Below are 18669 nucleotides of genomic sequence, written 5' to 3' on the forward strand. Positions count from 1 at the left end.
TCCTTATCGTGTTATGCAAGAAGTAGTGTGCAGACGTACGCGTAATGGTGTAACCAACGTGCCGCTTTCGTTGCACAGCAACCCAATATCAGGATTGTTGCGCCACGCATAACGCAACTCAGTAGGCGTTCGAGCCGGCAGTTGAATCGTTACCTGGCTACCGGCGATTACCGCTTTCGCAGGTGCTTGGCTCCCGTCGCTCCAGAAGAAGGTAAATTCACCCGGCTCCCGCCCGTCTACGGTATCCAGCCGGCTGGGTGATTTCCGCGCTGCTGCGGCGTGCAGGTAATCGGCAATCGGCTCATCGTCAAAGGTAAGAATCACCGCTCCATCCTTTACCTGAGCTCTCGTCATCATCGGCTGACGAACCATGGAAGATTCCCCATACACCAACTGCTGAGCAGCTTGGAACAATCGCTGTGCTATCGGCTTTTTGTGTGCTGGATGCAGATCATTCCAATCACCGGCGTCGAGAGCGACTATCGTTGCGGTGTCGGGCACTGTTTCGCCAACCTGCCATTGTGCATCGCGCACTGTAGGCCAACCGCCATCCTCGATACAGTCAATAGAGAAATTCGGTAGCTGAACAATCAGGAACGGCAACCGGTTCTGATTCCAATCTCGCCGCCACAGCTCAATCATGGATGTAAGCATGCGCTGATACAGCGGCGCGAAATCGCCGGTATTCGACTCTCCTTGATACCACAGCACCGCACGAACACGATATGGTATGCAGGGAGCAAGCATGGCATTGTATAGTCCCATTGGTTTCCACCGGACGAAATCCTCCCATGGGCAATCCTGATTGGCTTCGCCCACTACGGCATAACGCCATGCGCCGCTCACATCACACACATCATCACCGTTGATTATGGCCATGGTTTTGCCGGGAGTCACGCGGCCGACATCGTGTTCGCATACAAGACGGATACGCAGTTCATTACGCCCAGCGTTGAGCACACCTTCCGGAATCTCATAGTCACGTGGCTCATATTGGTTCGTCCTGCCGCCTAATACATGACCATTAATCCACGTGTGTTCGGCATCGGCCATGGTACCTAAACGCAAGAATGCCGGTTTGCCGGCAGCCGACGATGGCAGATATACCGTCTTGCGAAATTCAAGTTCTCCTCGGAATCCACTCAGCCCTTGATTCGCAAAGAAATTAGGCAACGTAATGGAATGCCATTCTCGGGTTTCCGCATCATCGGGCTCCGTTTTCTCATGATGCCAGTCCCATTGGCCTAGTGGCAGCCAGCTGCCAGTCGTTGGAGCCCGATCATAGCCAAGGCTCCGATACCATCGATCGCGAGCCTCGATGCTGCTCTTACTGCGAGCCTCAGCGATGCCGTTTCCCAGGTACGGCTGCACGGTCTGCAATACCTCGGGGAAATCCTCTAGCGACTTCGCGTTCATCCATGATTCTATCGGTGAACCACCCAGCGACACATTCAGCAACCCCACCGGTACACCAAAATGTTCACGTAGCATACGGCCGAAGAAATATCCGATGGCGGAGAACCCGGGCAGGCCCTGTTCATCACATGAGGACCATGCCGCCTGCTCATGATCCGATCGAGGACCCGCAAAATCATAGTGAGGCATCACCTTGTATTGTCTGAGCAGCGGGTCCGGCGTGCGCGTGAATTCACTTGGGTATTCGGCCCGAATCCATTCCATAGGCAATTCCATATTGGATTGCCCCGCACACAAGTAGACCTCCCCGACATACACCTCACGCTTCAGGAGCTCGCCGGTAGATGTTTCGAGTTGAAGCGCATAGGGGCCTCCAGCCGTCAACGGCTGCAATTTCACCGACCATGATCCATCTACGGATACCGTCGCCGTAACCGTCTGCCCCTGCAATGTAACGGATACGGTTTCACCGGACGTTCCCCACCCCCAGATAGTGACCGGCATGGAGGATTGCAACACACAACCGTTATCCAACAGTTTCGGCAAATGCAGCATCATCGCGCTCCTTTCGCGTATATGCATTTGACCGGTTTGCTGCACATAGGCAGAAAACCGGTCAAACGGGATGGTCACAGCTCTCGGTAATCGAAGTGGTCGAAGGTGGCTTCCTTGCCGTAACCAGCCAAGTCCACAGCCGCCAGACCAACGAACGCACCGGTGAAGAAACCGCCATAACGGCTGGCTACATAATCATCGGACAGCACTGCGGCGTCAAGCGTGACCGGGATGCCATGCCAAATCTCGCCGTCGAACGAATACTCATAGGTATAGGAGCTGGCACGAACTTTGGTACGCAGCCAAACGGCCTTGGCCTCATCCGGCACTTCAATGGCCCTGTCTTTCAGGAACGACGTATACGTGTCGAAATCGTTCTGGGCAACCTCAATCACCCGCTTGCCTCGCCGTTCATCCCAAGTGACGAACACCCACGACCAGCACAGGTGGTTGTAGAAATTCGTGAGACCGGCCATCTGCATGTAATTGTCCGGCTCGAACGAAACCTTGGTTTCGGCATCGAAGTCGAACGCCTGCCAGCGGCGACCAATCAGCGAAAGCTCAAAGAGATTGGACAGCGATCCCTGCCCCCGCAAGGTAAGCGATCCGCCACCAACATGACCCATAGCTTCGGTAAATGGCACACGCAACGTGTTCCAATTGATATCCAGTTCATTCGCTTCGAACTCATCATGCTGTGAATGATCAGCCGGGGCTTTGGTCTCTATGGCATCAACTGGGGCTTCCACATATCGGCGTCCGCCGTGACCTCCAACCACGTATGGCCAGCCGTCTTCATCCCATTCGACCTTTTGAATCGCGGTTTCTCGGCCGAGCGTGCACCAGCCACGTACACCATGGGCGGGGTCGGTTTCATGTCTCCACGGGCGGCCGCACAGTGAAGCGTAATACCACTCGCCACTCGGTGTTTCCACCAACGCTCCATGGCCTTGCTTCTGCAAGTAGGTATCCGGCGTATCGAAGTTGGAAATGAAGGGATTATGCGGGTCGGCCTCGAACGATTGGGCATCCAAGGTACGCGAACGAGCCACCGACTCCTGATGTTCGTACTGCGTGCCACCTTCAGCACAAAACAGGTAATACCAGCCATTGATTTTATAGAGGTGAGGGCCCTCTACAAGCTTGACATCCGTGCCTTGCCAAATGATACGAGCGGTTTCCGGCTTCAAGTGCATGGTGTTCGTATCGAACTCGGTTAGTGTGATGCCGTTAAACGCATGATGGTATTCACGGAAGTCCCATGTTTGCTGGATCAGATATTTACGTCCGTCATCATCATGGAACAAACTGGAATCGAAGCCCACGCCGTTGATACGAATCGGCTCGCTCCACGGTCCATGAATATCCTCGGCGGTGACCAGATAGTTTGTGCAATCCTTGAATGCGCCGTTCACGATTTTCACATCGGTGTAGATAAGCCAAAACTTGCCGTCTGCATAAGACAGGTCGGGAGCCCAAATGCCGCCGCCTGAGGTATTGCCCTTCATGTCCAGCTGGGAAACACGGTTCAGCGGACCGGGCAGCAGGTTCCAGTGAACCATGTCCTTGGATTCATGCAGACGAACGCCTGGCCACCAGTCGAACGTGGAATTGGCAATGTAATAGGTGTCTCCGACTCGAATCATCGATGGATCGGCATTGAAGCCGGGAAGCACAGGATTGGAGATTTGCATGTTCTTCTCCTCAGTGAAAAGAATGGGACCGTGGAAGAGGCTTGCGGAGGAGGAAATCGGCATTCAAGAGGACCGATCATTAACCTCTTCCACGGTACGTGGATGGTTAGCACGGGTTGATCCGGCTTGGACCGCACTCAGCCCTTGACCGCGCCGGTTAGGCCTCCCACGATCTTCTTCTGGAAGATCGTGAAGCAAATCAATGCCGGCAGCATGGCCAGTGACGTGAATGCGAGGACTGCTGCGGTATCAACGGAGTGTTCAGAACTGAAGGCTTGCACACCAAGAGGCAGAGTGTACTTGCTGGAACTACTGAGCACGAACAGCGGAAGCATATAGGCGTTCCAGCTGCCCACGAATGTCAGAATACCGGTGGTGGCTACGCCAGGCATGGAGAGCGGAATCACCATGCGGGCAAAGAAGCCAAGGCGAGAGCAACCATCCAGCAACGCAGCTTCTTCGAGCTCCATGGGAATGGATTGCAGGAACGGCACCAAAATAATAATGGTTTGCGGCAATCCGAAGGCGATCTGCGGCAGAATGATGCCGGCAAGGGAGTTCGATAGACCCAAGTTGCGAATCAACAGATACAGTGGCGTGATACCGACCGTCATCGGGAACATCAAGCCAGCCGAAAACAGTGCATACATCAGCGGCGCGTAACGGAAGCGATAGCGCGCAATGACAAAGCTCACCATAATGCCCAGCACCACGACGCCAATCATCGTCGATATACCGACGATCAGCGAGTTCACCAGCTCACCCCAGAAGATATCGCTGGTAACGACGTTGATGTAATTGTCGATAACCCACGGGTTCGGCAATCCAGCCGGATGATTGGTAATCTGCGAGTTGGTGCGGAAACCACCAAAGATGATGTACAGCACCGGGGTAACGCAGATCGCCACCAGGACCAAGGAGAAGAAGTAGACGGCTGGGTTGCCCCACGGAGTCTTGGAAGACAGACGGTATCCGTTCTTTGTTGAATACTTTGTCTTTGCGGAAACTGCAGTAGACATGTCACTTCACCTCATTATTCACGGCCACGGCACGACGCTGTGACTCCTTGGCGCGCTTGGCGGCACGCTTCTTCGCTTGTTTCTGCTCGGTCAGGGCACCATCCAAATCACGGTTCAATACCAGACGCTGGTAGACCAAAGCAATAACCAGCGAAATGATGAAGATAATCAAGGCCACTGCGGAACCGTAGCCATAATTACCGGCGTCGCGGCCTTCTCGAACCATGTAAGTAGCCATTGTGGAAACACCAGCGGTAGTGGACACGTACTTGCCCCAGACGATGTAGACCAAATCGAACAGCTGCAGCGAACCAATCATCGACAGAAACACCCAGATACGCAGGGTTGGCGCCAGCAGCGGCAAGGTGATGCTCTTCTGCATCTGCCAGAATCCAGCACCATCGACTCGGGCTGCTTCGTACAGCTCTTCCGGGATGGACTGCATACCCGCCAACATGAGGATGACAGCGAAACCGATGTACTTCCAGCTGATAAGCAGCAGCAGCGTCCACATGGCAATCTTGGGATCCGCTAGCCAATCAGGTCCGGCAATACCGAATTTGCCGAGAATTTCATTAATCGCACCGGTCTTCTGCAGCAGCAGGCTCCAACCGGTACCAACAATGACTTCGGAAACCACGTATGGCACGAAAATAAGGGTACGAATCAGCGCACGGCCCTTGAACTTCTGGTTGAGCAAAAGCGCGAACAGGATAGCCAGCGGCGCCTGAATGACCAGGGAACCAATAACAATTTCGAAAGTGTGCAGAATAGCTGCTTGGAAGTTGGGATCACTCAGCGCAGTGATGTAGTTCTGCAAACCAACGAATTGACCGGTTTTCTGCGGGGAGCCATAGCCCTTCCATTTATAGAAACCGTAGTAGGCACCAAGAATGATGGGCAAAATCACAAAGAAGCAGAAAATGATGATTGCCGGTGCAGACAGGATAAAGATTTCAATATTGCGCTGCAGTTTGCCACTGCTAGTGCGCTTAGTTTTGCTGGAAACGGGTGACTTCCCCTTGGCCACCGGCACGCTTGCGCTTGTCATTTGTATTCACTCCATCACATTCGATTTGATTCGCGGTGTGCGGAGAGCTCTAGCAAGCTTCCCCGCACACCGCACTCATATCAGATCAGCCCTTAGCAGCTGCGTCCTTCATCGCAGTCACGATGTCAGCAGGAGAACCCTGGCCAGACAGCATGTTCACGATGCCTGCATTAAGAGCGTTGCCGATGTTGCCGCCCAGAGCGGTGTCCATCCACAGCTGCATGTCATCAGACTTGTTCAGTGCATCGATAATCTGCTTCAGGTTATCGTCAGTCACTACGTCGTATGCATTGACAGCAGCAGGGATTGTGGAGAATGCAGTAGCGTACTTTTCCTGCCATTCCTTATCGCCCATGAAGTTGACGAAATCAATTGCAGCCTGAGGAGCTTCAGGATTCACAGAGAAACCAGTAGCGGCACCCATCAGCGCACCGGCCTCGCCCTTGCCTCCTTCAACGGATGGGAAAGCGAAGAAGCCAAGGTCGGCCATCGGCTTCTTGTCCGGGGTAAGGTCCTTGAGAACGCCCGGCTCCCATGTGCCCATAAGTTCCATTGCGGCCTTGTGGTTGGCCAAAAGACCAGCCGAAGAGCTTGCACCCTGCTGTGCCGTAGTGGTCAAGTAACCTTCGTTGAAGGCGTTCATATCAGCCAGTTCCTTGAGGTCCTTGCCGGCGCGGGTCCAGCACTCGTCGGAGAAGTCCTTTTCATTTACACCCTTGCTGTAAGCCTTGGTGGAGCACTCACGCAGAGACAGCCAGTAATACCAGTGACCGGCCGGCCATGCATCCTTGCCACCAAGAGCAATCGGATCAATGCCTGCAGCGCGAAGTTTTTGCACGGCATCCTTAAGTTCGCTGAACGTAGTAGGCACTTCGCTAATGCCGGCCTGTGCGAACAAATCCTTGGAATACCAAATACCACCGGGCTGAACGGTGACCGGAACACCATAAATCTTGCCATCGTATGTGATAGAGCCCAGAGAAGAAGCCATCTGGGTCTTAATGTTGCTGGAAATCTTGTCAGTCAGGTCCATTGCTTGACCGGCATCCACCATATCCTTGGTTTTTGCACCGCCGAGAGCCATGTACACATCCGGACCGGAAGATGGATCCTGCATTGCAGTAGTGAGCTTGCCTTCGAAATCCTCATTCTGAATGGTTTCAATCTTGACGGTCACACCAGGGTTTTTCTTTTCGAAAGCCTTGGCGAAATCTTCCCAATACTGCTTGCCGTCGCCAGAGGTGGCGTTATGCCAAAACACAATGGTGTTGTCATCAGCTGAATTGCTGCTGCCGCAGGCACTCATACCAAACAAAGTGGCCACCGCAAGAGTTGCCGCCGCAATGGACTTGAACTTCATTGTCATCTCCTTTTTCTGTATGACCGGCCTCTATACCAGTCAGCGATTTACGAAAGTTTTCGAAAGACCGTAGTATGCAAGATGAATATCATCTCTCCGCTATCTCTTTGGCATCCATGTCACTTCGACAGCCGGCAATCTTTTTTAACTTTATCGAAAACTCGCTTTATATTTTCGATATCTTTATCATAAAGCTCTTTTGGTTTAATGGTCAAACTTAGCTATCGAAAGATGCTATCACCTCAAAATCCTTGATTTATCAACGTTCTAAAGCCATAGAGAACTGAATTTATTTCCTATTGACTTTTCGAAAGTTTCGAATATACTGAAATCATATTTTCAGTAAGGTAGGCAATGATGACATCAACCGGCTCACAACATGTTGGCGACGGTTCGAAAGTTAAGCTTTCGGATATCGCCAGGCAGACTGGATATTCATTGGCCACGGTTTCCAAAGCGCTCAACGGCAAGGGGGATATCTCCCAAACCGCTCGCCAAACCATTGACAAGGCACTGAAAGAAAGCGGCTACGTGCGCCGAATAGCCCCCGAGCGCAAGCAGCGCACCATTGAGGTGGTGTTCCAGGATTTCGAGACCATCTGGGCCTTGGAAGTGTTACGTGGCATTATCCACGAGACCAAACAGCATGACATCAACGTTATGGTGGCCGAGAGCGGAGACCGGCAGCATCCTGACTCAGCATGGGTCGAGGGTATTATCGAGCGTCATCCCATCGGTGCGATTCTTGTGTTTTCCAACCTCACCGATGGGGAACGAAGCACTTTCCAATCGCATGGCATTCCTTTTGTGGTCTTCGATCCTTCCGGCAACCCGGCATTGGACGATCTTTCCGTACAGGCAGATAACTGGATAGGCGGAGTCATCGCCACTCGCCATCTGCTGAAGCTTGGCCACAAACGCATAGGCATCATCACGGGTCCGGATGAAATGCTTTGTTCCCGAGCCAGACTGGATGGCTATGCAGCGGCCCTGGCGGAGCGTGATATTCCAATCTCCCCCGAACTCATCACCGAAGGGGACTTCACCACGCCTGGAGGCTACGAAGGAGCCATGGCTCTGCTGGAGGACGAGCAAAATCGTCCCACCGCAATCTTCGCCGGCAGCGATTTGCAAGCCATGGGCGTATATGAAGCAGCTCGTCAGTTGAAGATTCGCATTCCCGAAGATCTTTCCGTCATCGGCTTTGATGACATTCAGACCGCGGCGTACATGGGGCCAGCCTTAACCACCGTGCGTCAACCGTTGCGGGATATGGCAGCCACAGCCGCAAGAATGATTATCGACACCACGGAGGGTCGTCAAATCCAAAAACGGGTGATTCTGCCTACATCTTTGGTGATGAGGGACAGCACACAGCGAATACGCAAGCATAACTAGTGCTTTTGGCCGCAGGATTCCATTCGGAAAGCTTGCGGCCAAATTACATTCAAAAACCACAATGCCGCCCGGAGCGTCATTGCTCCAAGCGGCATTGTGGTGGAAGGAGAAGAAAGAAAAAGGAAAGGTTAGCGGTTAACTGCCCTCAGGCATGTGCGCACCTGAGAACAAGCATGGATTCGGTGATGGATACCGAGGTGCAGGACTCACCAAGCGAATCCTGCGCCCCGGTATCCATTCATCAGTCAGTCATCGGCTCACTTGACTTCAGACAGAGCGTCGATGATGTAGTTGTTGATGGTGGCCTTGACGGACTCCAGGTGATCGGACTTGGTAGCGGCGATCAGCTCGGACTGCGGCTTGTCGAGGCTGTAGGCTTCGAGGTCGGCCAGGGTCACGTTGCCCTCGTCGATGTCCTTGCCGATGCCGGAGTCGTAGGAGCTGTAGCGCTCGGCCATGAGATCCTGGATGAAGCCATCCTGGTTCATCTTGTCGGCGACCAGCAGGCCTGCGGCGTAGGAATCCATACCGGCAACGTGAGAACGGAACAGATCCTCAGCGTAGAAGGAGGTACGGCGCGGCTTGGCGTCGAAGTTCAGACCACCACGCGGGCCGATGGAGCCGGCCTGCAGGACTTCCCACATCACGGCGACGGTCTCGTACAGATCGGTCGGGAACTCATCCATATCCCAACCGATGAGCTTGTCGCCCTGGTTGGCGTCGAGGGAGCCGAGGAAACCGGACTCGCGGGCTACGCGAATCTCATGCTGGTAGGTGTGGCCGGCCAGGTTGGCGTGGTTGCCTTCGAGGTTCAGCTTGAAGACGTCGGTCAAATCGTGCTCGCGCAGGAAGTTGATGGCGGTGGCTGCATCGAAGTCGTACTGGTGCAGGGTCGGCTCCTTCGGCTTCGGCTCAATCAGGAACTGAGCGTCAAAGCCGATTTCCTTGGCGTAGTCAGCGCACAGGTGGAAGAACTGAGCGATGTGGTCGGTCTCACGCTTCATCTCGGTGTTCCACAGGTTCTCGTAGCCTTCACGGCCACCCCAGAACACGTAGTTCTCAGCACCGAGGCGCTTGCCGATTTCGAGGCTCTTCTTCAGCTGGCCACCGGCGTAGGCGTAAATGTCAGCGAACGGGGAGGTTGCAGCGCCGGAGACGAAGCGCGGGTTGGTGAACAGGGAGGAGGTGTTCCACAAGAGCTTTACGCCAGTGGCCTTCATGTTCTCTTCGATCTTGTCGACAACCTTGTCCAGGTTGGCGTCGGTCTCACGCAGGGTGTCGCCTTCAGGGGCGATGTCGCGATCGTGGAAGCAGAAGTACTCAACGCCGAGCTTCTGGAACAGTTCGAAAGCGTAATCAACCTTGGCCAGAGCCTGATCCATCGGATCGGCGTACTTGTAGTACGGACGGTGAGCAGTACCGGTGCCGAACGGATCAACCAGCTCCTGGTTGAAGGTGTGCCACCAAGCGACGCCGAAGCGCAGCCAGTCCTTCATCTTCTTGCCGGCGACAACCTTGTCGGCATCGTAGTAATGGAAGGCAAGGCCTTCCTGCGGTCCCTTCTCGCGACCGACGTACTCAACCTTGTCAACATCCCACAGACCCATTTGGGCGCTCCTTTGCAGTAGTGGTTCAACGGATTACGGGATAAATAATAAAACGAATGAACTATATTTGTCAAATGATTGAATTAATACGTGCGCATACAGCGTGTTGCCAGTAATTGCAACGGTTTTCAAGCATCGGTCAGCTACCGTCAAAGAAACTACAGCAAGAAAAATGGCGGACTATCCCCTTCGATAATCCGCCATATCACAGTGAGCCTTCCCAGCATTCAGTGCGCTAACCGTTTCCCCTCACATAGCCAACCAAAAACAATCGGCGCGCATGCGGCTCACTCATCAATTACGCAACCCATCCATAATGGCCTGCAACGTGCCATTCTCGCGAGCGCGTTGAAAATCCTCCAAATCCATTCCCGTATCTTTTGCGCGCCCGTAAAAGAACCTCACCAATCCGGGAAAATCTGGGCGATACCCGGTGTCACGAAAACTCTTAGCTATGGCTTCGCCCACCTCCGGGGCATCCGGTCTGTGAGCCTCATACACCGGAATCGCACAAAACTGCCAATGCCCACGAACATGTGCGACACGGTTAACAATCAGGCCACCGTGAGCACCGTCATATTGGGCAGCAACCTCACCGCCACGCAGCTCGTAATATCCACCGTGAACCACATCTTCCAGCTTCATTGTTCCTTTGGCGGCATTGGAATCATGAATCCAGAACATTGACGCAAAGTTGGTTTCATCCACATCACGCAAATCATGTATCTCACGTTCGCCGATTCTTGGGTCGGTTTCATAGAGAAACTCACTTATCGCAAGAAAAGGCGAGATGCCGCAGCCCACGTCGGATTCTAACGTTATGCACATGTCTTCAGCCTCATCCCCACTTAGTTCACCGCTGACAGCACAGTCATAAGCGAACCAATCCCAGAACATCCATTCCAGAAAACGAAGCACGCTCTCCGACTGATGTTTGAAAGGATTCAGGTTGATTTCACGATAGAATCTGCGCCGCGCTTCGGCATACACAGCCAGATTGCACCGTTTGAATATTTGTGCAATATCTTTGGTGTCCAGCATTACCGGCAGTCCGGAATCTTCAACAGTGGTCATAGTCATTGGTGTCAGCCCCTTCAAACAACGATGTTTGGACGGCGGGCTTCATCGCCCGCCGTGAGGCACACTGTAAGAGGTTTGGCATAGCGCCCGCAAGGACCATCGACGAATCAGTGGATAAGTGGATAGCTCAGTCTGCCAGGGATAATAAACGGTGCATAACCACATCTCGCAATAGTGGATAACTCATGTTATCCACTGACAAATACTGCGGTTATGCACCCATGCACATGGCAACCGGCGTGTTATCCACCACATGTATGCAATCAGATGATGATGCCGTTGCAGTGGTCGACTTCATGCTGAATGATTTGCGCAGTCCAGCCGGTGAACGTGGCATGATGCGCACGGAATCGGCGGTCCTCAAAATCAACCTCAATGCGGCGGTAACGCATCGTGTGTCGCTCGCCGGTTAGGGAAAGACATCCTTCCTCGGTTTCGAACGCACCATCCGAAGAGGTAATGGTCGGATTAATCATCACCGTGATGCGTCCGCCAAGCTCCTCATCCACAACAGCAATAATGCGCTTGTTTACACCAATCATGTTCGCGGCCATACCTACGCAGCGCGAGCGATTGGCTTCCAATGTGTCAACAAGATCCTGCACCACGGTTTCATCGCCAGGCCCGGCAGTCTCCCCCGGCATGCGCAGGAATGAACGTGACGTCATAATCGGTCGTTGCATATCGGTCCTTTTCTCCACTTCAGTGTTTCACCAGAGAATAGCAAAACGGCTCTGGCGAAAGTATCGCACAGAGCCGTTAAAAGGCAATGATGAGTGGCAATCAGCGCAAGGCCAGGTTGGCGGCACCGATCAGACCAGCATCCTGGCCAGCGGTTGCGGCCACGATCTTGGCGTGACCACGGTAGGCGCTGCCTTCCAAGAAGCGGGAGTAGTTGTAGCGAGCCGGCTCAAGCAGAATGTCGCCCACAGCCACAACACCGCCGCCAATCACGAACAGGTCAGGATCGAGCACAGCGGAAACGGCAGCCATCGTGCGGCCAAGCCATTCGCCAATCTTGCCGAAGGCGTACAGACCGAGTTCGTCACCTTCCTGAGCGGCCTGAGAAACCATCGGGCCTTCCAGCTTGGTCACATCGCCACCACACAGCTCCAGCAGACGCTTGGCATCCTGCGGACGGCGGCGCACAGCGGACTTGGCGAAGTTCTCCAAGGAGGTACCGGAAGTGTAGCGCTCGGCGCAGCCACGCAGACCGCAACCGCAGTGATCGCCATCCGGGACCATCGGCAGGTGGCCAATTTCAGCAGCCATGCCGAAGGAACCGCGATACAGCTGACCATTAATCACGATGGCGCCACCGAGGCCGGTGCCCACGGTCAGAGCCACCATGTTCTGGCTGCCCTGGCCAGCACCGTGCACATATTCGCCCCAACCGGCACAGTTGGCATCGTTTTCCACGATAACCGGCACAGCATGGTCGATCAGCGCACCCACATGCTCGGACAGGTTGTAGTCAATCCAAGCCGGAATGTTGGCGGAGAAAGTCAGGGTCTTGCGGTCGGCGCTCACATTGCCAGCAGCGGAGATACCGATAGCCTGAATGTCGGTGTGACCGGCAGCAACAGCTTCACGATATGCCTCAGCGATGTGCTGGTTGATGGCATCCGCATCCATCGGCGTAGGTACACGCCAACGCTGAATGATGTTATCGTTTTCATCGCACACGGCGGCAGCGATCTTGGTGCCTCCGATGTCCACGGCAAGTGTGGTCATGACTCGCTCCTTGAGTATGAGATATCAGTTGAGATACTTGAGATGATAACGAAACGTGATGACTTAATTACCACTAGGTACATAACTTGTTCACCGCGGAACATATTTTGCACAGCAATCGTTGTCATGCCATAACCAATCAAAACAAGGATTGTTAGCGCAAACGTTGGCATTCGCAGCTCCATCGCGTCAATCGTTCTATTGGCGTGTCGGCTAAAGCGCAGAATCAGACCACAATATCGAGATAGATAACAATCAAACGAAAAACAAAAAAGCTTCCGATTGCCGGAAGCTTTGCTGGCGACCCCGGCCGGACTTGAACCGGTGACCTCCGCCGTGACAGGGCGGCGCTCTAACCAACTGAGCTACGGGGCCGTTGTGTTTCTCAATGAAGCACGAGAGGATATACTATATGAACTCCGCCCCAGTTGTCCACTTTCGGCGTGTCGTATGCAACATCAGCTCATAACACATGCAATAACACCGCATCACACAACGCACTTTCAGCACTACTCGGTAAACGACATGCCACAATGCGTGCTCGAAAAATAAGCTGAATGTATGCTGAAATCCAGACCCTCGTAAGGCAACGTTATAGGCATAGGAGACGATCATGCGTGAACTCAATTGGGCTACGCTAGGATGCGGTGTCATCGCCAACCAGCTCGAACAAGCATTGGAGGGCGAAGACCGAAAACTCTATTCCGTAGCAAACCGCACCCATGAGAAGGGCGTGGCATTTGCTGAAAAATACGGTATCGGCAAGGTGTACGACACTATCGACGACGTGTTCGCCGACCCGGATGTGGACGTCATCTACATTTCCACTCCGCACAACACCCACATCAACTTCCTGCGCAAAGCATTGGGCGCCGGCAAGCATGTGCTGTGCGAGAAATCCATTACGTTAAACAGCGAAGAACTCAATGAGGCCGTGGCCCTTGCTGCCGCCAACAATGTGGTGCTGGCCGAGGCAATGACCCTGTACCACATGCCGCTGTACAAGAAGCTCAACGAAGTCATCGCCTCCGGCAAACTCGGCGATCTCAAGCTGATTCAGATGAACTTCGGCTCCTATAAGGAGTACGACATGGCCAACCGCTTCTTCAACCGCAATCTGGCGGGCGGTGCCATGCTCGATATCGGCGTCTACGCGCTCTCCTTCGTGCGCTGGTTCATGAGCTCCACACCGAATCAGATTCTTTCCCAAGTCAAGCTCGCACCCACCGGAGTCGATGAACAGGCCGGCATTCTGCTCACCAATCCGGATGGTCAGATGGCCACGGTCACTCTCTCGCTCCACGCCAAGCAGCCTAAGCGCGGCCTCATCTCCTTCGATAAGGGTTACGTGGAAATCTATGACTATCCTCGCGGCGAGCGCGCCACCATCACCTACGTGGAGGATGGCCATACTGAGGTCATCGAATCCGGCGAAACCGCTAAGGCACTGGCCTACGAGGTGGCGGATATGGAAGCCGCCATCGCCGGTGATCGCAGCATCATGCACTTGAACTACACGCGCGACGTAATGGATATGATGACCCTGATTCGCCGCGCACAGTGGGGCCTTACCTATCCGGAAGAAGAGCAGGAGTAAAACCACTGCACCAAGCCGTCTTGGCAAATGATTAAGGCTCAGCTTCCATGTTTATCATCGGGAAGCTGAGCCTCTTTGTAGGTATGCACACTGTGTATGCGCGTTATGCTTTCGCAGTCATCACTTCGGTCAATTCAGGCGGACGGCGCGTAGAGTAGCGGAACATCAGCGCCGCGAGCAGTACACCCACTACTGCCATACCGCCAATAACCCACATGCTTTGCGCGAATGCGTGCACATATGCTGCGGTCGCACTCTCCCCTGCCGCGCTTCGGGCTGCAGCAAATTCAGTGATCAGCGCACTGGCCACAGCCGTACCAACAGCACCGGCCATTTGCTGCACGGTGTTCATCACCGCTGAACCATCGGCGTTCAGCTGGCGCGGCAGTTGGTTCAGTGCATGAGTCTGGTCAGGCACCAGCACGAATCCGGAGAAGGCCATGAAAACCGCGTATGCCACAGCAATCACCCACACATTGCCGGTGAGCACAATAAAAATCGCATCCATTACCGTGACCACAGTAAATCCAATCACAATGAACTTCGGCGGGAAATGATTCTTTAGCGAACCGCCGATGAGCGGTGCTGAAATAGCACCGACTACTGCGCCCGGCAGCAATGTCAACGCTGCTGCAAGACTGCTCATGCTGAATCCGCGCTGCAGCAAAATCGGCAGCAGGAAATTCAGACCCAAAACACCACCGGAAGCCATGAGCAGAATCAGCATGCCAAGCGAGAATCCTGAATAGGCGAATACGCGAACCTGCACCAGTGGCTTGCTCATCTTCAGCTGCATCATAACGAAGCCAGACAGTACCACTACACTTGCCGCCAGCGTCAACCAGAAGCGCCAGTCGCCTTGCCAAGTCGCGAAGAAGCTGACGGCCACAATCAAGCCAGCCAATCCAAGTGCTACCAGAATCATCGATGGCGCACTGATGCTTGCCTGCTCCTTATCGCCAGCATGGCGGATTTCCGGCACGGTAGCCATGCCCAGCAAGAATGAAAGCACTAGGAATGGCAGCATCGTGTAGAAAATCCAGTGCCAGTTGAGGTACTCCATGACTATGCCGCCGAACACCGGGCCGATAGCCGGTGCCGCGCAGGTCACGAGGCTAACGATGCCGAGCATTGCGCCGCGTTGTTCGAGCGGCGCCTTCTCCAAAATGATGTTGGTAATCAGCGGCAGTGAGATGCCTGTGCCCAATGCCATTACCAATCGAGCAGCAAGCAGCAGCGGGAAGTTCGTTGCGAATGCGCCAAGTATGGTGCCAGCGGTGAAAATCAGCACCGCCGCAACGAACAAAGTTTTTGTGGCGAAGCGGCGCACCATGAACGGCGAGGCAGGAATCGCCACAGAAAGCAGTAGGAGATAACCAGTGGTGAGCCATTGCACCACAGAAGCATCGATTGCGAACTCCTGCATCAATGTGGAGTAGGCGATGTTCAGCGATGTTTCCGAAAGAATGCCCAGAAAAGTCAGAATCGCCAAGGAAACTACCGCGATAACCAACTTTGACTGCACCGGCTGCTTACCACCATTAGGCAGGTGCTCGGCCGATTGAGCAGACGCACTACGTTCGTTCATAGGACTCCGTTCGTCTTCAGAATTGTTGCATATCAAACAACATGGCTATCCTATAGGCAAATGTTTCGCGAAACTGCATAGCGCAAATTGCGAGCGCGGTTCATGCAATGGCACAGCTGCTTATACCAGCGGCTCACGGGCGTGCAGTTCGCAGATGATGCCGGTTTCCTGACGAATCCATTCCGCAGCCTGCAATGCGGCGATATTCCACAGAGCATGAGGAATACCGCCAAAATCCGGCTGAGCGGACCAGAAGGTCAGATCATCGGGAAATGCGGTGAGCGCCGTGCCTTCTTGAGCTGGCATGGCCGTGCGATACAGGCGTTTGGCAAGCGTTGCCACAAATTCGTTGGCTGCGGCGAATGCATCATTGAGATGTTGTTCAGCCACGACCGGCGGACCGACAATCTCCCACGATTCCACATCCGAGGCATCCCACTGCGCGGATTCGCCATCCACCTTGCGCTCCAATGTGACGAACAGTTTGGCGAACTCCCCCGAAGTAAGCCCGGTGACTCGTCTGCGCGTGGCTAATTCGATTGGTGTCATTGCGTCATTTACCTCATATTCGAAATCGCACGGAGTGATCTGCGTTTCTAGCAAATATGCACCAGCATCCTGACCGAAACTTCGCGACCTATGGCAAGCCGCGGCATTCCAGCCCTTCCGATACCATAGTTGGCGGTAGTTTGACGGGGATTCGATCGTAATATGGGCAAGTATCGCATCACTTGGGCCAGTACGCCGAAAAACCGTGGGGACAGCATAGCCACCGCGGAAAACGCAGAGGGGCCACAAACCCTACACCCGCTCAAACAACACGACAAGACTAGAAACGGCGAAATTCCAACCTTTCTAAGGAGCAACTGCAACTCATGGCAGAATTCGTATTCCAGATGATCAAGGCACGCAAGGCCTTCGGCGACCGCGTGATTCTTGACGATGTGACCCTGAGCTTCCTGCCGGGCGCGAAGATCGGCGTGGTGGGCCCCAACGGTATGGGTAAGTCCACTCTGCTCAAGATCATGGCCGGCCTGGAAACCGTGAGCAACGGCGAGGCCACGCTGACCCCGGGCTTCACCGTGGGCATCCTGCAGCAGGAGCCGCCGCTGGATGACACCAAGACCGTGGGCGAAAACATCAAGATGGCGTTCGGCCCGATTGCCGAAAAGGTTGCCCGCTTCAACGAAATCGGCGAAGAGATGGCCAACCCGGATGCCGACTTCGACGCTCTGATGGACGAAATGGGCAAGCTCCAGACCGAAATCGACGCTGCCAACGGTTGGGATCTTGACTCCCAGCTCGAGCAGGCTATGGATGCTCTGCAGTGCCCGGATCCAGACACCCCGGTGAACGTCTGCTCCGGTGGTGAACGCCGCCGTGTGGCACTGTGCAAGCTGCTGCTCGAAGCCCCCGACCTGCTGCTGCTCGACGAGCCCACCAACCACTTGGACGCCGAGTCCATCCTGTGGCTGGAGCAGTTCCTGCACCAGTACAAGGGTGCCGTCATCGCCGTCACCCACGATCGTTACTTCATGGACAACGTGGCCGAATGGATCTGCGAGGTCGACCGCGGCCACCTGTACCCGTACAAGGGCAACTACTCCACTTACCTGGAGACCAAGGCCAAGCGTATGGAGATTCAGGGCGCCAAGGATGCCAAACTGGCCAAGCGCCTGAAGGACGAACTCGACTGGGTGCGCTCCTCCCCCAAGGCCCGTCAGGCCAAGAACAAAGCTCGTCTGGAGCGTTACGACCAGATGGAGCAGGAGGCACGCAACAACAAGAAGCTGGACTTCTCCGAAATTCAGATCCCGGCCGGCCCGCGTCTGGGCTCTATGGTGCTGGAAGCCAACCATATTCACAAGGCCTTCGGCGACCGTGTGCTCATCGACGACCTCTCCTTCACCCTGCCACGTAACGGCATCGTGGGCGTGATCGGCCCGAACGGTGTGGGTAAGTCCACCCTGTTCAAGACCATTGTGGGCCTCGAACCGCTCACCAGCGGCGAACTGAAGATCGGCGACACCGTCAAGATCAGCTATGTCGATCAGAACCGTGAAGGCCTCGACCCGAACAAGAACCTGTGGGAAGCCGTTTCCGGCGGTCTTGACTTCATCGAAGTTGCTGGCGTGGAGGTGCCGACCCGCGCCTACGTGGCCAGCTTCGGCTTCAAGGGTTCCGATCAGCAGAAGCTCACCGGCGTGCTCTCCGGTGGTGAACGCAACCGACTGAACTTGGCTCTGACCCTGAAGCAGGGCGGCAACCTGCTGCTCCTCGACGAGCCCACCAACGATTTGGATGTCGAGACCTTGGAAAGCCTCGAAAACGCATTGCTCGGCTTCCCGGGCTGCGCCGTGGTGATCTCCCACGATCGTTGGTTCCTCGACCGTGTGGCCACCCACATCCTCGCCTGGGAAGGCGACGATGAGAACCCAGCCAAGTGGTATTGGTTCGAAGGTAACTTCCAGGCCTACCAGGAGAACCGTGTGGCCCGCCTCGGCGAGGATGCGGCCCGCCCGCACCGTCTGCACAAGAAGCTCGTGCGCGGCTAATCAGCTCGATAAGCG

Annotated in this window: 14 protein-coding genes and 1 tRNA gene; 3 read left to right on the plus strand and 12 right to left on the minus strand. The window is 54.6% G+C overall.

What is annotated here, in order from left to right:
* Positions 1-3 precede the first annotated feature (3 nt).
* From BISA_RS11000 to BISA_RS11020, 5 genes are all read right to left on the minus strand, one after another.
* Positions 4-1974, minus strand: a complete 1971-nt coding sequence (locus tag BISA_RS11000) for a sialate O-acetylesterase (RefSeq protein ID WP_237746156.1) — start codon at positions 1972-1974, stop codon at positions 4-6.
* Positions 1975-2045: 71 nt separating this feature from the next.
* On the minus strand, positions 2046-3665 hold the full coding sequence (locus BISA_RS11005; protein ID WP_033892048.1) for a glycoside hydrolase family 43 protein: 1620 nt from the start codon (positions 3663-3665) through the stop codon (positions 2046-2048).
* Between the two features lie 137 nt (positions 3666-3802).
* Positions 3803-4684: a carbohydrate ABC transporter permease gene (locus BISA_RS11010; RefSeq protein ID WP_033891994.1), complete on the minus strand. Its 882-nt coding sequence runs from the start codon at positions 4682-4684 to the stop codon at positions 3803-3805.
* A 1-nt stretch (position 4685) separates the two neighbouring features.
* Positions 4686-5735 (minus strand): carbohydrate ABC transporter permease, encoded by a 1050-nt coding sequence (locus tag BISA_RS11015; protein WP_051917554.1) that lies wholly within the window; start codon positions 5733-5735, stop codon positions 4686-4688.
* An 85-nt stretch (positions 5736-5820) separates the two neighbouring features.
* A complete protein-coding gene (locus BISA_RS11020) occupies positions 5821-7095 on the minus strand; it encodes an ABC transporter substrate-binding protein (protein WP_033891995.1) in 1275 nt (424 codons plus the stop codon).
* A gap of 354 nt (positions 7096-7449) precedes the next feature.
* Here BISA_RS11020 and BISA_RS11025 point away from each other — a divergent pair, with 354 nt between their 5' ends.
* Positions 7450-8493, plus strand: coding sequence for a LacI family DNA-binding transcriptional regulator (locus BISA_RS11025; RefSeq protein WP_081890124.1), 1044 nt, complete (start codon positions 7450-7452; stop codon positions 8491-8493).
* A gap of 257 nt (positions 8494-8750) precedes the next feature.
* Here BISA_RS11025 and xylA read toward each other — a convergent pair whose 3' ends face one another.
* From xylA to BISA_RS11050, 5 genes are all read right to left on the minus strand, one after another.
* A complete protein-coding gene (gene xylA / locus BISA_RS11030) occupies positions 8751-10100 on the minus strand; it encodes a xylose isomerase (protein ID WP_033891996.1) in 1350 nt (449 codons plus the stop codon).
* A 294-nt stretch (positions 10101-10394) separates the two neighbouring features.
* Positions 10395-11189, minus strand: a complete 795-nt coding sequence (locus BISA_RS11035) for a hypothetical protein (RefSeq protein WP_033892051.1) — start codon at positions 11187-11189, stop codon at positions 10395-10397.
* Between the two features lie 254 nt (positions 11190-11443).
* Entirely contained in the window at positions 11444-11863 is a 420-nt protein-coding gene (locus BISA_RS11040; RefSeq protein WP_033891997.1) for a peptide deformylase, read from the minus strand.
* Positions 11864-11963: 100 nt separating this feature from the next.
* Positions 11964-12914 (minus strand): ROK family glucokinase, encoded by a 951-nt coding sequence (locus BISA_RS11045; protein ID WP_033891999.1) that lies wholly within the window; start codon positions 12912-12914, stop codon positions 11964-11966.
* 298 nt (positions 12915-13212) lie between these two features.
* Positions 13213-13289, minus strand: a tRNA-Asp gene (locus BISA_RS11050).
* 238 nt (positions 13290-13527) lie between these two features.
* Between BISA_RS11050 and BISA_RS11055 the strand changes: the two genes are divergently transcribed.
* Positions 13528-14511 (plus strand): Gfo/Idh/MocA family protein, encoded by a 984-nt coding sequence (locus BISA_RS11055; RefSeq protein WP_033892000.1) that lies wholly within the window; start codon positions 13528-13530, stop codon positions 14509-14511.
* 103 nt (positions 14512-14614) lie between these two features.
* Here BISA_RS11055 and BISA_RS11060 read toward each other — a convergent pair whose 3' ends face one another.
* Together BISA_RS11060 and BISA_RS11065 are read right to left on the minus strand one after the other, a co-directional pair.
* Positions 14615-16099, minus strand: coding sequence for a DHA2 family efflux MFS transporter permease subunit (locus tag BISA_RS11060; protein WP_081890125.1), 1485 nt, complete (start codon positions 16097-16099; stop codon positions 14615-14617).
* A 120-nt stretch (positions 16100-16219) separates the two neighbouring features.
* Positions 16220-16648, minus strand: coding sequence for a hypothetical protein (locus BISA_RS11065; RefSeq protein WP_033892001.1), 429 nt, complete (start codon positions 16646-16648; stop codon positions 16220-16222).
* Positions 16649-16974: 326 nt separating this feature from the next.
* Between BISA_RS11065 and ettA the strand changes: the two genes are divergently transcribed.
* A complete protein-coding gene (gene ettA, locus BISA_RS11070; RefSeq protein ID WP_033892002.1) occupies positions 16975-18654 on the plus strand; it encodes an energy-dependent translational throttle protein EttA in 1680 nt (559 codons plus the stop codon).
* Positions 18655-18669: the final 15 nt, after the last annotated feature.

It is taken from the genome of Bifidobacterium saguini DSM 23967, from assembly GCF_000741715.1.
Lineage (GTDB): Bacteria > Actinomycetota > Actinomycetes > Actinomycetales > Bifidobacteriaceae > Bifidobacterium > Bifidobacterium saguini.

Coding starts and splice junctions, on each gene's coding strand:
- BISA_RS11000 (WP_237746156.1), bottom strand. CDS start 1,974: ATGATGCTGCATTTGCCGAAACTGTTGGATAACGGTTGTGTGTTGCAA.
- BISA_RS11005 (WP_033892048.1), bottom strand. CDS start 3,665: ATGCAAATCTCCAATCCTGTGCTTCCCGGCTTCAATGCCGATCCATCG.
- BISA_RS11010 (WP_033891994.1), bottom strand. CDS start 4,684: ATGTCTACTGCAGTTTCCGCAAAGACAAAGTATTCAACAAAGAACGGA.
- BISA_RS11015 (WP_051917554.1), bottom strand. CDS start 5,735: ATGACAAGCGCAAGCGTGCCGGTGGCCAAGGGGAAGTCACCCGTTTCC.
- BISA_RS11020 (WP_033891995.1), bottom strand. CDS start 7,095: ATGAAGTTCAAGTCCATTGCGGCGGCAACTCTTGCGGTGGCCACTTTG.
- BISA_RS11025 (WP_081890124.1), top strand. CDS start 7,450: ATGATGACATCAACCGGCTCACAACATGTTGGCGACGGTTCGAAAGTT.
- xylA (WP_033891996.1), bottom strand. CDS start 10,100: ATGGGTCTGTGGGATGTTGACAAGGTTGAGTACGTCGGTCGCGAGAAG.
- BISA_RS11040 (WP_033891997.1), bottom strand. CDS start 11,863: ATGCAACGACCGATTATGACGTCACGTTCATTCCTGCGCATGCCGGGG.
- BISA_RS11045 (WP_033891999.1), bottom strand. CDS start 12,914: ATGACCACACTTGCCGTGGACATCGGAGGCACCAAGATCGCTGCCGCC.
- BISA_RS11055 (WP_033892000.1), top strand. CDS start 13,528: ATGCGTGAACTCAATTGGGCTACGCTAGGATGCGGTGTCATCGCCAAC.
- BISA_RS11060 (WP_081890125.1), bottom strand. CDS start 16,099: ATGAACGAACGTAGTGCGTCTGCTCAATCGGCCGAGCACCTGCCTAAT.
- BISA_RS11065 (WP_033892001.1), bottom strand. CDS start 16,648: ATGACACCAATCGAATTAGCCACGCGCAGACGAGTCACCGGGCTTACT.
- ettA (WP_033892002.1), top strand. CDS start 16,975: ATGGCAGAATTCGTATTCCAGATGATCAAGGCACGCAAGGCCTTCGGC.